Origin of the sequence: Paraeggerthella sp., from assembly GCF_048427265.1 — a bacterium.
Classification (GTDB): Bacteria; Actinomycetota; Coriobacteriia; order Coriobacteriales; family Eggerthellaceae; genus Paraeggerthella; species Paraeggerthella hominis.
The window spans coordinates 1-14,350 of record NZ_DBFOSR010000096.1 but is presented as its reverse complement, the minus strand read 5'-3'; the positions used below and the strand labels follow the sequence as shown (position 1 = coordinate 14,350).

At 59.5% G+C, this 14,350-nt stretch carries 13 protein-coding genes and 1 pseudogene; 2 read left to right on the top strand and 12 right to left on the bottom strand.

Translation table 11 applies throughout. The features are described 5' to 3' along the window. Positions 1-194 precede the first annotated feature (194 nt). From ACMNI9_RS08610 to ACMNI9_RS08575, 8 genes are all read right to left on the bottom strand, one after another. Complete coding sequence (locus tag ACMNI9_RS08610) at positions 195-872, bottom strand: potassium channel family protein (protein WP_114567845.1); 678 nt, start codon at positions 870-872, stop codon at positions 195-197. 62 nt (positions 873-934) lie between these two features. After that, positions 935-1,594: a potassium channel family protein gene (locus tag ACMNI9_RS08605; RefSeq protein WP_114567857.1), complete on the bottom strand. Its 660-nt coding sequence runs from the start codon at positions 1,592-1,594 to the stop codon at positions 935-937. 214 nt (positions 1,595-1,808) lie between these two features. Then, on the bottom strand, positions 1,809-2,621 hold the full coding sequence (locus ACMNI9_RS08600) for a CMP-2-keto-3-deoxyoctulosonic acid synthetase (RefSeq protein WP_418831661.1): 813 nt from the start codon (positions 2,619-2,621) through the stop codon (positions 1,809-1,811). 297 nt (positions 2,622-2,918) lie between these two features. Then, a complete protein-coding gene (locus ACMNI9_RS08595; protein ID WP_225749792.1) occupies positions 2,919-3,911 on the bottom strand; it encodes a PspC domain-containing protein in 993 nt (330 codons plus the stop codon). Next, a complete protein-coding gene (locus ACMNI9_RS08590; RefSeq protein ID WP_418831639.1) occupies positions 3,908-5,248 on the bottom strand; it encodes a hemolysin family protein in 1,341 nt (446 codons plus the stop codon). Before ACMNI9_RS08590 ends, ACMNI9_RS08595 begins: the two co-directional genes overlap by 4 nt. Before the next feature lie 12 nt (positions 5,249-5,260). Next, positions 5,261-5,953 carry a PAQR family membrane homeostasis protein TrhA gene (trhA, locus tag ACMNI9_RS08585; protein ID WP_216529239.1) on the bottom strand — a complete coding sequence of 231 codons (693 nt, stop codon included), beginning with the start codon at positions 5,951-5,953 and terminating at the stop codon, positions 5,261-5,263. Positions 5,954-6,110: 157 nt separating this feature from the next. After that, complete coding sequence (locus tag ACMNI9_RS08580) at positions 6,111-7,949, bottom strand: PH domain-containing protein (RefSeq protein WP_418831638.1); 1,839 nt, start codon at positions 7,947-7,949, stop codon at positions 6,111-6,113. Then, on the bottom strand, positions 7,949-8,437 hold the full coding sequence (locus tag ACMNI9_RS08575) for a PH domain-containing protein (protein ID WP_114567850.1): 489 nt from the start codon (positions 8,435-8,437) through the stop codon (positions 7,949-7,951). The genes ACMNI9_RS08580 and ACMNI9_RS08575 overlap by 1 nt, the downstream gene beginning before the upstream one ends. A gap of 312 nt (positions 8,438-8,749) precedes the next feature. Here ACMNI9_RS08575 and ACMNI9_RS08570 point away from each other — a divergent pair, with 312 nt between their 5' ends. Both ACMNI9_RS08570 and ACMNI9_RS08565 read left to right on the top strand, forming a co-directional pair. After that, positions 8,750-9,547: a prepilin-type N-terminal cleavage/methylation domain-containing protein gene (locus tag ACMNI9_RS08570; RefSeq protein WP_418831636.1), complete on the top strand. Its 798-nt coding sequence runs from the start codon at positions 8,750-8,752 to the stop codon at positions 9,545-9,547. 46 nt (positions 9,548-9,593) lie between these two features. Beyond that, complete coding sequence (locus ACMNI9_RS08565) at positions 9,594-10,037, top strand: GatB/YqeY domain-containing protein (protein WP_216529212.1); 444 nt, start codon at positions 9,594-9,596, stop codon at positions 10,035-10,037. Between the two features lie 58 nt (positions 10,038-10,095). On the opposite strand, the gene ACMNI9_RS08560 is transcribed toward ACMNI9_RS08565, so the two are convergent. The 4 genes and pseudogenes from ACMNI9_RS08560 to ACMNI9_RS08545 all read right to left on the bottom strand — a co-directional run. Beyond that, the gene (locus tag ACMNI9_RS08560) at positions 10,096-11,022 is read right to left on the bottom strand and encodes a DUF4190 domain-containing protein (RefSeq protein ID WP_418831634.1); all 927 of its coding nucleotides are present in this window, start codon (positions 11,020-11,022) and stop codon (positions 10,096-10,098) included. Between the two features lie 207 nt (positions 11,023-11,229). Further along, complete coding sequence (cydB, locus tag ACMNI9_RS08555; RefSeq protein ID WP_418831632.1) at positions 11,230-12,267, bottom strand: cytochrome d ubiquinol oxidase subunit II; 1,038 nt, start codon at positions 12,265-12,267, stop codon at positions 11,230-11,232. 2 nt (positions 12,268-12,269) lie between these two features. Beyond that, on the bottom strand, positions 12,270-13,670 hold the full coding sequence (locus ACMNI9_RS08550) for a cytochrome ubiquinol oxidase subunit I (RefSeq protein WP_216529209.1): 1,401 nt from the start codon (positions 13,668-13,670) through the stop codon (positions 12,270-12,272). 529 nt (positions 13,671-14,199) lie between these two features. Continuing rightward, a pseudogene (locus ACMNI9_RS08545) lies at positions 14,200-14,350 on the bottom strand (ectoine/hydroxyectoine ABC transporter ATP-binding protein EhuA); the annotation flags it as partial.

Here is a 14,350-nt window from a genome sequence, read left to right as displayed (position 1 = left end):
TTGCGTCCCATTCTCAGCGGAGCAGCGTCCGCTCGATGCACCCATTGTCACAGGTGCTCTGGGAAACTTTCAAAGAACGGAACTGGATAACCGTATGAGAAACGCAACAAAAAGCGAAGTTGTCCGCGCAAGGACAACAACTTCGTTTTCTGCTCGGCCTTTCCGACGCATAACGAAGGAGCTTTTTCAAAAAGCTACAACGCTTTGAACAAAGCTCGCACTTCGTCGAGAACCTCGTTGTCAACCACGACGATGGCCTTGTCGCCCGGATAGAGCACGGTTTCCTCGTTGACCACTTCCACGTTGTCGTCGTCTTGAGGAGAGACGGCGGCAACCAGGCTGTTTTCGGGCATGGGCAGCGACGACACCAGAATACCCGCCTCGTTGGAGTGATGGCGCATGCGCGGCACCACGATCTCGGTCAGCATGACGTTGCCGTGCGTAAGCGACGACGCAACGCTCACGCTGCCAAGCAGCGTCTCCTCTTCGATGAGGTTCGCAATGAGCGTGGTGGACGACACGCATTCGATGCCCACCTCTTTGAAAATGCGAAGGTTCTTCGGGCTGTTCACGCGGGCAATGCAGCGCGGCACGTTGAACACGCGCTGCGCGATCTCGCACGACACCAGATTGTCGTCGTCTTGGCCTGTAGTGGCCACGAACACGTCAGCGCGGCGAATGCCCGCATCTTCCTGATACTTCGAATCGCAGCCGTCGCCGTGGATGACCAGGTACCGGCCCTGCAGCGCCACCGACAACCTGTCGGCCGTCGAAAGCGTCTCCTCTATAATGGCCACGTCGTTGCCGCTTTGCAGCAGCACGGTGGCCAGGTACTCGCCAATTTTGCCACCTCCCGCGATCACGATGTACATGAAGCTTCCTTTCCCGACAGCCCTGCAAGCCGCCCGCATTCATTGCAGGCCAACGCTGCACCTTAATCTTGAATATACTTCGAAAACGACTCGATTAGCTCATGGCGCACGCACGCCAGCACCGAATCTCCGTTATACAGAATGGAATCGCGCGTGGGAATGGAACTGGCCGATCCGTCTCCGCGCTCGAACGCCACAATGCGGATGTCGTGATCGCGCTCCAGCTCGGACACGCGAATGGTGCGTTTATCCGACCAACTCAGGTCAAGCGAAAAGCGCAGCACTTCGAATTCCCCGAACGTGTCCAGGTGCGCGCCGTGCCCCGACACCACCTTGCTGAACACGTCCTCGGCCACAAGCGACGTGCCGCACACGTAGTCGATGCCCAACTGCATGTACGCGCGTTCGTGGTCGGGATTGTACAGACGCGCGATAACGTGAGGCACGCCGAACAAACGGCTGCCCACCTCGGCGCACATAAGATTCGTGTTGTCGAACTGAGTAACCGCCGCCACAACGTCGCAGTCCTCCACGCCAGCCTTTATCAGCGTCTCTTCGTCGAAGCCAACCCCTTGCACGGTGGAACCGTTGAAGTTGCGGCCCAGGTTCGCAAATGCATCGGCATTGCGATCGATCACGCACACGTTGCTGCCGTTGTCCGACAGCATGTTTGCCAGCTGAGAACCGACGCGGCCACAGCCTACGACGATCACGTTGCTCATACCAGTCCTTTCGTCTGCGCCCAAGGCGCACTTTCCTGCAAGCACCCAGCATACTGCAATAACAAGATAACGGAACGAAACGGTAGCGAAGAGGTGAAGCGGCAAGCGAAACGGAAGGGCGAGCACAGTGCCTCGATCGTTGCCTCGCTTCGCGCACGGGGCGGGCTCGCGAGCCCGCAACAAGCGAAACGCCGCCTTTCCGGCGGCGCTTCGATTAGATCATCTTCATTTGCGTAAGCGTTTTATTGAACCAGTCCATATAAGTAGGAGGACAATACTTCTGCGCGTTCGCTACGGTGATGGAATACCCGTAGTTGCTAGCCAAACCCGCAACGTGCGCGTTGATGGACTCTTCCCAACTGCTCCACGCAACCGAGGACATCCACCCCCAAGCGTTGTAGGGCTTGAAGCACGCAGAGCCCTTCGAGCTTTCGGTATTGGAGATAGCGGGTGACCAGCGAGGATCAACGCCATGGACCCAAGCAGCTTCCGCGAACGTGGCACCGTGCCCAAACAAGGGAGAACCGGCCAGATACGCGTCGATGCGGCCGCTCCATTCGGCCACGAACGCCTCGTGGCCCACCGACCAGTCAACGTCGGAAAGGGAAGCCAGCGCATCTGCGGCACCCTCGCGAGCGGCGCGAGCCTGCTGCTCGGCCTTCGCAGCCTCTGCGGCGGCAATGCGAGCCGCCTCTTCCTTCCGAGCGGCCTCTTCGGCGGCAAGGCGAGCAGCCTCCTCTTCCGCCTCTATGGCGGCGATGCCCTGGGATATATCGCGCGAAGCCGTGCTGGTAAGCACCGTGGACTCGCGAGCGTCAGAATCGGCGGCCTCCGACGAAAAGCCATAGTCCGTCGTAGACGCAGCCGTGCTTACCGAATCAATCCCGAACGAATCTATATCATGAGAAGCGCCGCTACCCGCGGAGGCGAAGCCGAAGCCAATGCACCCAGCCAGCACGCACGATGCGCAGCCAACCGCAGCGATTTTGGCAGCTATGTTCGACTTCCGTTGTTTAGTGCGTTTCACCGTCAAAACTTCAATAACCTTTCGTTACACAGCGCACGACCCCTTACCGCTTAGGCGGTTGACAGCGTAGTAGATTGTAAGAGGGATTGCTGCCTGGAGGGCGATATGCTGTTGTGGTACAAGACATTTTAGCGGACAAGGGGGCTATAGGGCAAAAAAGTGTGGAGACACCCTACATCATTTGTTCGCTTGACAAAAATTCGCTTTACAAAACCGCAGGTCGCAATGCGTTCGATTGAAAAATCGAACAAGCGAACGAAATGTGCAGATGCGGGCGAACGGTAAGTGCTCTGCTAGCTAAAGCCGAATAGACCACTCTAGAACGTCTCCGTTGAGCAAATCGAATTCGCGCTCCTTCAACAGCATCTGAATATGGTATTCGCGCCCGTACGGAGCCATGAACACGATCTCGGTCGTAGGGCCGGGGATGGAATACCACAGCACCCCCACCGTGCAGAACACCGCGAAGCAAGCGCCCGCAAGCAAATTCATCATGGAAGATTTAAGCGTTGCCGAAAACACCGCGAACGCAAGCGTCATGAGCAGCAGGGGCCACAGGTAAACCAGCATGGGAACAATGGATTCCCAAGCAACGATGCCCAAACTCATGGTCAACGCCATCGAGCCTATGCAAAAGCACGCAAGCCCCTCCACGAACTTGCGCATGCGGCGCCCGGGGGTTCCCGGAACAACCATGCCCACAATTCCCAAGATGACAAAGAAGAGCGGTGCGTATTGCCACCACGCGATATCGCGAACGAACGTCACCGCCATCGCGACGATGCCGGTAAACAGCAAAAACGAGCCCAGCCACAAAGCGGCTCGAACGCCCGCTTCAGACGCCTCCTTCGGAGGATCGACGGGATGGTGGACCACCGGTTGCGGGACCCGCTTCAACGGCGCGGCCGCAGGAGGCTCGGGCGGCACGTGCGCGGCGCCCGTATACGATGGCACCGAATAGCGCCAACCCGCTGCCTGGGCCGGCGTGTTCGACCGCGACGGACCCTGCCCGGTCGAACCGTATCGACTGCCGAAGTCCACCGTTCCGTACGTGTCGGAATGAACCGATTGGGGTTTTACTTCAAGCGGTTTCACTATTTTAGGAGCCTTGGGAACCACGATCCACATCGCAAGATACGCCAAGCCAAGCAAGCCCCCGGAAGCGAGCGTAAACGCAGCTGCCAAGATGCGAACAACAAGCGGGTCCACGGAAAAATAGTCGGCTACGCCGGCGCAAACACCCGCTATAAGCGCATCGCGCGAACGATACAGCTGCCTTCCTTGCGTCACGCTTCCTCCCGGCCTAGTTCCTCACATGAGCATTCAGAGGAATCGGGCTGGGCTTTCAGGCGTTCAGCGCGCACCGACAAGATGCGGCGACGGCGCATGGACAAGATCTTGAATCGGTAGCCGTCGTGGTCGAACTCATCGCCGGTTTGAGGAACGGAGTCGAGCATGTTCATCAACCAACCGGCAATGGTCTCGTAGTCTGCGGACTCCTCGACCGGCCACCCCAACTCTTCGGCATCTTCTACCGGGAAACGCCCGTCGACCACCCAGGTGTCGCCACTCGCTTGCTCCACGAACGGATTCTCTCGGTCCGACTCGTCAATGATCTCGCCGACGATCTCCTCCACGATGTCCTCTACGGTAATTAAACCATCCGTTCCACCGTACTCGTCCACGACAATGGCCATCTGTTGCCTGTTCGTTTGCATTTCCGCAAGCAGCGGGTAGATGTCTTTCGTCTCTGGAACGAACAGCGCTTCATACGCACAAGAAGAGGCCGGATCAGCGCCCTTGGAATCCATGAACGGACCCATGAGATCCTTGTAATGAACGATGCCCACGATGTGATCGATGTCCTCGTGATACACGGGAAGGCGCGAGTACCCCGTGCCGTGCATGCGTTCGAGAGCCTGCTGCACCGTTTCCGTATCCTCGACCAGAATCATGTCCACGCGCGGCTGCATGATCTCATGCACGCTCATGTCCCCCAGATTCAGAATGTCGTGGATCATGCGCTTCTCGTCTTCAAGCAGCTCGTCGTTGTCCGTGACCATGTACTTGATCTCTTCTTCGGACACGGTTTGACGCTCGTCGGCGTTCTTGACGCGCAGCAGCTTGGACAATCCGTTAGCAGAAGCCGACGTGAGCGTGACCAGCGGCGAAGCAATCTTGGCGAACACCATAAGCGGGCCCGCCACCGCTTTGCTCATGCCCTCCGCATCGGCAAGGGCAATGCGCTTCGGGACAAGTTCGCCCACCACGATGCTGAGGTACGACACCACCAGCGTGATGACCACGGGAGCCAAGCCGGGCGCAATAGCCGTAAGCCACGCCACGTTGAAGCTGGCAAACCACGAAGCCAAAGGCTCGGACAGGTTCGTGGCAGCGGCGGCCGAGGCGAAAAAGCCGACCAGCGTGATGGCCACTTGGATGGTTGCCAAAAACTGGCTGGAATCGCTCGCCAAGCTGTACGCGCGTTCCGCTCGTTTGTCGCCTGCTTCCGCTTCATGCTGCAGCAGCACCAACTTGGCGTTCACCAACGCCATTTCGGACATAGAAAAGTATCCGTTGACCAGCACGAGCAAGAATGTGACGATAATGCTTATCCAGATATCCATGCTGCTTCCTGTTTACATGACGTACAGCGCAATAGCCAAAAACTGCAAAACGCTGCCGGCAAGAACCCATAGATGAAAAATCGAATGCATGTAGGGAATCTTCTTCAGGACGTAGAAGATGCACCCGATGGAATAGCACACGCCGCCGCCCACGAGCAGCCACAGGCCTTGCGCGGGGATAGCCGAAACCAGCACCGGCAAAAACCACACGACGCACCAGCCCATGAGCAAATACAGCAGCGCCGAAATCCAACGGGGACGAAACACCCAGAACGCTTCGCACGCCACGCCGGCCAACCCGACCGCCCACACGAACAAGCACAGCCACATGCCACCGTGATCTGCAAGAGAGATCAGGCAAAACGGCGTGTAAGAACCCGCAATAAACAGGTAGATGCAACTGTGGTCGAGAATCTTGAACACTTTCTTCGCACGATCGACCGCAATGGCGTGGTAGAGCGTGGACATGGTGTATTCAAGCAGCATGGTCAGGGTGTACACAAGGGCGGCGAACAGATACACGCCGCCGCCGTCATCGAGCGCGCGCACCACCAAGATGGGGATTGCGGCGATGGCCAGCAAAGCGCCGATGCCATGCGTGATGGAGTTGGCGATTTCCTCGCCAAGCGTGTACTCCCGCACGTTGCGAGCCTTGTTCACCGCGCTAGCCGACGTGTTCGAAACCTTGTGGCGGTCGCGGCGCATGCTGGCGAAATTATCGGGCTTGAACTGCGAAGGCGTCCAACCGGGAGCCGGAGGCTTCGCGGAAGAGTCCCCCGGGGCATCGGGCCGCGCGTCGGCAGTGCCGGACTCCGTGCTTCGGGGGCTTTGTTTGTCAGATGTCGCTTGGGTATCCATAGCTCTACTGTATCACATTTCCATGGGGCTTGATCCATTCGAGCCAATCTTGCGCATCCTCGACGCGCGCATCGATCAAGCGAATGGTAGTCCCTCCGACGCCCGCCGCCGTGCGGGCGTTAACCGTAGCGGTGCCGGCTCGACGCTGGAAGGGGTTCGTCTTCGTATAGCCGAACTGGATCTTCTTGCGAGGGAAGCTGATGGTCTCGCGCGCCAAACCGCCGTTGCTCACCTGCATGAACCGATCGTTGTACGCGAATCCCGAGCCGCGGAACCACAAGATAGAACCCGCAACGTCGAACGCGAACAGCGCCACGCACAGCGCATAGCCCGCCCACGCGCCCGCGTTGACGAATCCGAGGGACGCAGCCTGCGCCGGATCCGCCGGGTTCGCGGCGATGTTGACGGCGATATGTCCGGCGGCAATAACAACAGCCAGCCAGAAGCCCGTGCCCTGCAACAGACAGCGTCGGATGAGCGCGCGCCTGAGCGCAACGGGAGCAACGGGCGTGGTCTCAGCCGGCACGTCGGCAAACTCGGGGGCGATGCCGGCCAAGATCTCCGGCACGCGGTTGAGCTTCACGAACGGGTGGATGACGACGCCCTGCGGGGCAAGCCCCTGCTGCTGCTCGTCCGAGCCTTCCGCAGCCGCGTCGATCTTGCCCAACGATATCTCGCAATAGCCGATAAGCCGACGAATGAAGCTCTGCTTCACCATGATCGACTGCACGCGGTCGACGTCAACGCCCTGGAACTGATGCTGCAGCAGACCGCGCTCAACCTCGATGCGGCTACCGCGACGGCACGCACGGAACCCGCCATACGAAAGGCAAGCGCCAACCGCCGATATGGCCCAGATCACAACGGACCCTACGAAGAACGCAGCAACGCCCAGTGCGATCAAGTTGCCCCCGAACAAATGCGTGCCCAGCGTGACCGCTTGATCGACCATCGGCTCCGCCGCACCGGAAAACAAGGAAGCAAGCTGGCTGACAGCGCCGAAGGCGCCCAGAACAACCACCCAAAACGCCGTGTGGTTCGACAGGCCCGTGAAAACAAGCTCTTTGTTGGACAGGCCGTATTCGTAGCTGACAGCGCCGGTATCGACGTGCTGCCCACCGAACACGCCGCGCACGTCCTGCCAGATCTCGGCAGGAGCATCCAGCACGTTGGACGCAGGCCGATCCGCAGCAACTCCCGTCGCACCGGGAACAAGCACGCCGGTTGCCGCCGCAACGGCTTGGGCGGCAGCCTCGGGAGCCGCCCCGTTCTGCACGGCAACCGCGAGCTGCTTGCGCGCAAACAGCTCTCTGCGCAATTCCTCGGCGCGCGTTTTCTGCACATAGGGAACCTGAACCGCCTTGTTAGCCGCGCCGCCGGCCGTATCGATGCTCACCGTGCACACGCCGAAAACGCGCTGCATAAGGGTGGCTCGCTGATCGACGGACTGTATGCGCTGGTAAGGAACGTGTACGCGCTTCTTGTTGAAGATGCCCGAATACAGGTTGAACTCCTCGGCCCCCAGTTCGTAATACAGATGCTTGTACGACCACCACTGGATAAGCCCTATCAAACCCACCAGAAGAACGAAGCCGACAACGCTCGCGCCCAGGGCGAACAGCACCAAGGGAACGCTGCCCGGACCAAACGCCTGCCCGTCGGCGAGCACTCCGATAATGGACGAGAACGAAGTGAACGCCATGACTACGAGCAACGTGACGGCCACCTGGATGCTGTTCAACCAGATATAGCTATGGTGCACATGATGGCGTTGAGGTTCGTCGGCCTGGGGCTGGGGTTGCGTCGGTTCGGACGGAATCGTTTGCTGCTGGAAGTCGGACATCACACGTCCTCCTGCGCCAAGCGAGCCAACTCGGCGGCTTTGTCGCGCAGCTGCTCGGCCGTATCGGCGTCAAGGCCGGGAATCTCGTGCTCCCCCGCAGCCGTAGCAACGGTGACGCTCGCCAAGCCAAACGCGCGCAGGATGGGGCCCTGACGCGTATCGGTGTTCTGCACGCGAATGAACGGGATAATGTAGCGCTTGCGCCAGACGATGCCCTTCGCAATGTCCAGATAGTCATCCGACAGCTCGTAGCGCCAGCGCATGAAGCGAATGGGCGGCAAGACGATCAGGCACAGGATAAGCGACGCCGCGTACACGGCGGCGATAGCCGCCAAAACGACGAAGATCCAAGGAGACGCATCCGTCACCGCCGCTATCGCAAACGGCACGAAGCAGCACAGGAACACGACGGTAAGCCACACTGCGTCGTTTATCCGCCACACCGACTTGATTTTCGGATTGAGTTGATTGACCGGCAATTCTTTCATGGAGGTCCTTTTGCTCGTTATAGCTCTAACACTGGAATCCATCATACCAGAGCGGTCAAAAGGCTCCGACGCTATATCCCACCCTGTAACGAGGTTTTTGCACAAGGCACCAAGGTGCGTCCATGAAATGCAGTGCCGACAGGACCGGCAGCGCTGCCGGCGCCGCCAATGCTGCGTCTTATTGTAAACTTTACCTCGACCAGCTATGATGCGCCTGGGGAATTTCTCTACGCGATCTTCGTTCGGAACGCTGCATCGCGCTGCTCCCTCCGCGTTCCTCGCCGAACGCGGGCGCATCGGGAAAGGAACTTCATGGAGAATCACGCCGTCGCACGTCGCTTCGCCTCTCGGCAAGCCGGAACCGCAGGCTTCACGCTGGCGGAATTGCTGGTAGTCGTAGCCATCGTGCTCGTGCTGGTGGCCATCGCCGTGCCCGTGTTCACCGGCGCGACCCAAAGCGCCGAGGAAGCCGCTTACGCCGCCAACCGACGATCGCTGAAAGTCATGGTGGCCGACAACTACCTGCTGACGGACGAAACGCCCACTCAAAGCATGCTGGACGGATACGTCGCCCAGCTCAAGGAGGGCAACGGCAACCACGATCTGTGCCCCGCGGGAGGATCTTACAGCCTGGCGCTGGGGAAGGAACCCGGAAACATGGTGGTCAAATGCTCCAAGCATGGGCTGAGCTCCGAAGACGCCATGGTCAATTGGCTGGGCGGTCAAACATGGACCGGAAAGACGGATGATGAGTATCGACAAAACTACGCAAAAGCAGCCGGCATAACGGAATGGCCTTCGGTGCAAGCGACGGACGGCAAAAAGACGTACTACCTGCAGTTCAAAAGCTACGACAATTCCTCCGCCCACGTGTTCCTGTACGCGGGCCCCGAAAAGCGCATAAGCGAAGGGGATCGATGGAAAGCCAAGTACATCTGCGACAACAACGGGCTGGTGGGCGAAAAGGGCCAATGGCACGAGCTGCCCGCAGAAGAGAGCATCGCAATGTCTGGAAACGGAGCCGAGAATGCGCTGAGGAATCTTCTGCAAAAAGAGGGCGTCAAGAAAGTCAATCTGGAAAACGAAAAGTTCGTAGCGGTTTCGCAGTAAGGTATACTCGGACACGAACGACGGCCGCAAGCGAAAGAGGAAGCGCATGAACTACGAGGAACTGCAAAACGAGATCAAAGCAGCCATGAAAGCAAAGGACAAGCCCCGCCTGTCGATCCTGCGCCAAGTGCACGGCGAGATCAAGAACATCGAAGTGAACGAGCGCCGCGAGATCACGGACGCCGATGTGGACGCCATGCTCAAGCGCCTGATCAAGCAGACGAAGGAAACGCTCGACGGGTCCATCAAGGCAGGAAACGACCAAGAGCGCACCGACACGCTGACCGCTCAGGTCGCCGTGCTGGAGAGCTATCTGCCCAAGCAGGTGGCAGGCGACGAGCTGGCCTCTTTGATCGACGAGGTGCTTGCAGAAACGGGCGCATCGTCGAAAAAGGATATGGGACGCATCATGGGCGCCCTCACGGGGAAGACCGGCGGCAACTTCGACAAAGCAGCAGCCGCCCAAATGCTGGGCCAGAAGCTGTCCTAGCGCGCAACCATCGAGCGCCGCGGTTCGTGCTGAAACGAACCGCGGCGCTTCTCATGTTCTAGTAGTACAGTCCCAGCAAACGCTTGAGCTCGATGCTCCAGGCATCCTGGTCGACCTTCCACACATCGCCCTGTTGAACAAGCGATATCCCGGAGTAACTGGTCGTAGTGCCCGTTGACTTCGCCATGGAGGAAGCGTAGATCTCGCCAAGCTTGGCCTTCATGGCAGCCTCGTCCAAGCCATCCAGCTGGCCTGAATCGAGCGCCGCCTGGGCGTCAGCCACAAACGCGTTAGCGAAAGCGGTCGCATCGCGCACGGTCACGTTCGCGTAAACGGTTCCGGTTCCGTCACCGTTGTCGTACGCGCCGTCAAGGCTGTAATCGAAATCGGTCAGCATCCATTCAGCAAACGTTTGAGGATCAAGCCCCAGGTCAGCCAGCCCGTAATGAGCCGCAGACGCAAAGCTTTTGTCCACGCTGGCCGCAATCTGCTGAATCAACGCAGCATCCTTGTTCTTGAGCCTATCGTATTCAGCCGCGGCAACGGCCTCCATATCGGCCTCGTTCGCGCGGGCGTCCCCCGTCGACAGCGAGGAAAGGTACTCGGTGCTGGTCGATCCCGCCATCAGGTAAGCCATGGTGCCGAAGCTGAACAGGACCAGATAGAGAACAAGCGAAAGCACCGCCAGCACGATTCCGATGATGCCGCAGGCCTTTCCTCCCGTAGCCTTGCCGTCTTTCCCGGACTCCCTGACCGCCTTGCCAGCCAAAACAATGGCCGCCACGCCAAGCGCCACGCCAAGCAAGGGCATCCAAGCGAACAGGATAGCAAGAATGCCGCATGCAAGCGCACCTACCGCTTTGCCGTTCGAGGGCGCATGAACAGGCTGCTGATCAGGAGCCGGCGGCGCAACAGGTTGATTGTCTTCGGGGTTTGGCGGCATGACGGGCTGCTGGGGCTGGTTGGGATTGTTCTCGGTACTCATACTAGTCCTCACGTATTCGGTGTCGTTAAACCCAAGGGGCTGGTTAGGCATTATACCGACGGCACCGCCGATGCAATAGATTCAGGCCGAAGGTTCGCGCCATGCTTTACCGATCGATTCAGTTCTCAAACAAGCAAGAGCGGGGCCGCATGCAACGGCCCCGCTCCAAGAACACCCTGGTCAACATGCCCGCTTGCGGGCGCTTGCCTAGTAGTGTGCCAGATCCTCTTCGGTCACCCGGCCACGGAACGTGCGGTAGATGATAACGTGGTACGCCAGCACCAGCGGCAAGCCAACGCACGTGATTCCGGTCATCCACATAAGTGAAAGCTCGGAAGACGCCGCGCTCATCGCCGTGATGGCGGGACCCACGCTGTCGGCCGACGCAACCACCAGGTTCGGGAACATGGAAGCGGCCAGCAATCCCACCAGCATCGCCGCCGAAACGGACTGGGCAAGAAACGCGCCCAGGTCGCAGTTCTTCTTGAGCGCGAAGAAGATCGACGCGCCGATACCGCCCAGGACCAAGATCGCGAACACCCAGCGCAGCGCGCCGAGGGCGGGATCCATGGCCGGCTGGATGATGAAGTGACCGTACACCGACACCGCCGCGAACAGAACCAGCGCAACCACCTGCAACGGCAGGCGCAGCTTCGCCGCGCGAGCCTGAAGGTCGCTTGGCTTGGGAGCCTTCAGCGACAGCCACGTAGCGCCCTGCGCCAAGAACATGGCCAAGCCCAAAAGACCGCACAGGAGCGTGAACGGCGTGATCAGGCCCAGCAGCGGAATACCCGCGTAATCGCCGTTGGCGTCCATGGGGATGCCCGCGTAAATGTTGCCCACGGCCACGCCCAAAAGCAGCGCGGGAAGCAGCGAGCCCACCGTGAAGCAGCCGTCCCACACCTTCCCCCACTGGGGGTCGTGGCCGCGATACTCAAGGGAAACCGCGCGCACGATCAAACCGAACAGCACCAGCATAACCGCAAGGTAGAATCCGGAGAACGTGGTGGCGTACGCCGCAGGGAACGCCGCGAACAGCGCGCCGCCCGCCGTAAGCAGCCACACCTCGTTGCCGTCCCACACCGGCCCGATGCTGCGACGCACGATAGCCTTATCGCGATCGTTCTTCGCAACGAACGGATACAGCACGCCGGCGCCCAAGTCGAATCCGTCGAGCACGAAATAACCAGCGATGAGCACGAAGATCAGCAGGAACCACAGCCCCTGGAAGAACGTGATTTCCATGACTACTCACCTTCCTTCTTCAACGCAGGCTCGACAACGGGGCCTTCCTTGATGAAGCGGCCCAGGACACGCGCCCACGCCACCATCAAGAACGTGTAGACCACCAGGAACAGCACCATGGTAATGAGCAGTTCGACGCTGGAAACCGACTGGGAGATGCCCTCGTTCGTCAGCAGGCTCACGCCATCCGGGCCCGTTGCGGACGGATAGACTACCCAGGGCTGACGCCCGACCTCAGCCGTGAACCAACCGGCCTGGATGGCCAGCATCGGAAACACCGGGGAAATGAGGATCAAGCGCTGGAGCCACTTCATGTTCTTGATCTTGCCGCCGCGCAGCGTGAAGAACAGCGCCAGGAAAACCGTGATGGCGATCAGGCCGAACAGGGCCACCATCAAGTGGTACGTCTGGAACACGAAGTTCACGGGAGCGGTCGACGGGTCGAAGTCACCGTACTTCTCGGACTTGGCAAGATCGTTGAGGCCCTGGAACTCGGTGTCCCACGTGCCCGTTGCCAAGAAGCTAGTGCCGCCCGGAATGTAGAACGGGGTAAGGACTTCCTGTTTCTCTTCGTCGACCCATCCGAACAAGTACAATGCGGGAGCCTCGGACTCGTACATGCCCTCCATCATGGCAAGCTTGGTGGGCTGCTCCTCGGAAACGACCACGGCCGAAGAATGGGCCGTGCCCAGCATCACAACGGTAGTGACAATGCCTACCACCGCGCCAATTTTCATGGTCTTCATGGCGAAGTCGGCATGCTTGCCCTTGAGCAGGTACCATGCAGCAACGGCCATCGCCACGAACGCGCCCACGATAAGCAGCGCGACCACCGTGTGCGAATAGCGCGCCATGAGCGACGGGTTGAAAGCCGCGGCGAAGAAGTCCGTGATGACGGCCTTGGAACCGTCCGCAGCAAGCTCGGCTCCGGCAGGCGTCTGCATCCACGAGTTGGCGATGAGGATCCACAGGGCGCTCAGGCACGACCCGAACCACACGAGCCAGGCCGACACCAGGTAGAACTTACGCGACACGCGATTGCGCCCGAACAGCAGCACGCCCAGGAACACCGACTCCAAGAAGAACGCGAACAGAGCCTCTGCCGCCAGCGGAGCGCCGAAGATGTCGCCCACGAAGCGCGAGTAATCCGCCCAGTTCGTTCCGAACGAGAACTCCATCGTGATGCCCGTAGCCACGCCGACTACGAACGTCGCGGTGAAGATCTTGACCCAGAACTTGGTAGCCGCCGCATCCGCCTGATTGCCGGAGCGGTAGTACCGTGTTTCGTTGATGGCAAGGATAAGTCCCAACCCGATGGTCAGCGGCACGAAAATGAAGTGGTAGGCCGCCGTGCAAGCGAACTGCAAACGCGCCAGAAACGCTGGATCGGTGAAGATATCCATCGCACACCCCCTTACTGTCTCGTCTTGCACCCTCGTGCCGAACGCCCTCTGAAACCATCCGACACCCTAATTGTTACAATATTAACATCATTTACGGAGAAGCGCCAGTACGTTTGCACGGGAATACCGCGCCGACGCCTTGTTTCGAGGGCGAAACAGCTTTGCAGCATCAATATACTCCCCTTTTCGTAAGATATTCGACCTCGTAAGGGAAGCGTAGAACTCGGAGGGGTGCGGGATGGGTGCGGGGATGGGCGCGGGTGCGGGGTGGGCGAGAAACTGAGCGCGGAGCACTCGACTTCCAGATGCTACCTGGGAGATACGGGCCTCCTGGTCAGCCTTGCGTTCTGGGATAAGAAGCACCAGGACAACGACCTATATCAGGCTATCCTCCTTGGCACGCTAAACGTGAATGAAGGGATGCTCACGGAAAACGCGGTCGCGCTCGACGGCACCGGCGCCGCACGCAAAGAGAGGGCCGCAACTCCAGGAGTTCGGCCCTCTCTTTTCTACGCAGTATTCGGACGGGTTACGAAATGTGTCCGAGGAAGTCTTTGGTACGGTCGGACTTCGGATGGTCGAACACCTCTTCCGGCGTTCCCTGCTCCACGATGAAGCCGCCGTCCATGAAGATGACGCGGTCGGCCACATCGCGCGCGAAGCCCATTTCGTGCGTGACC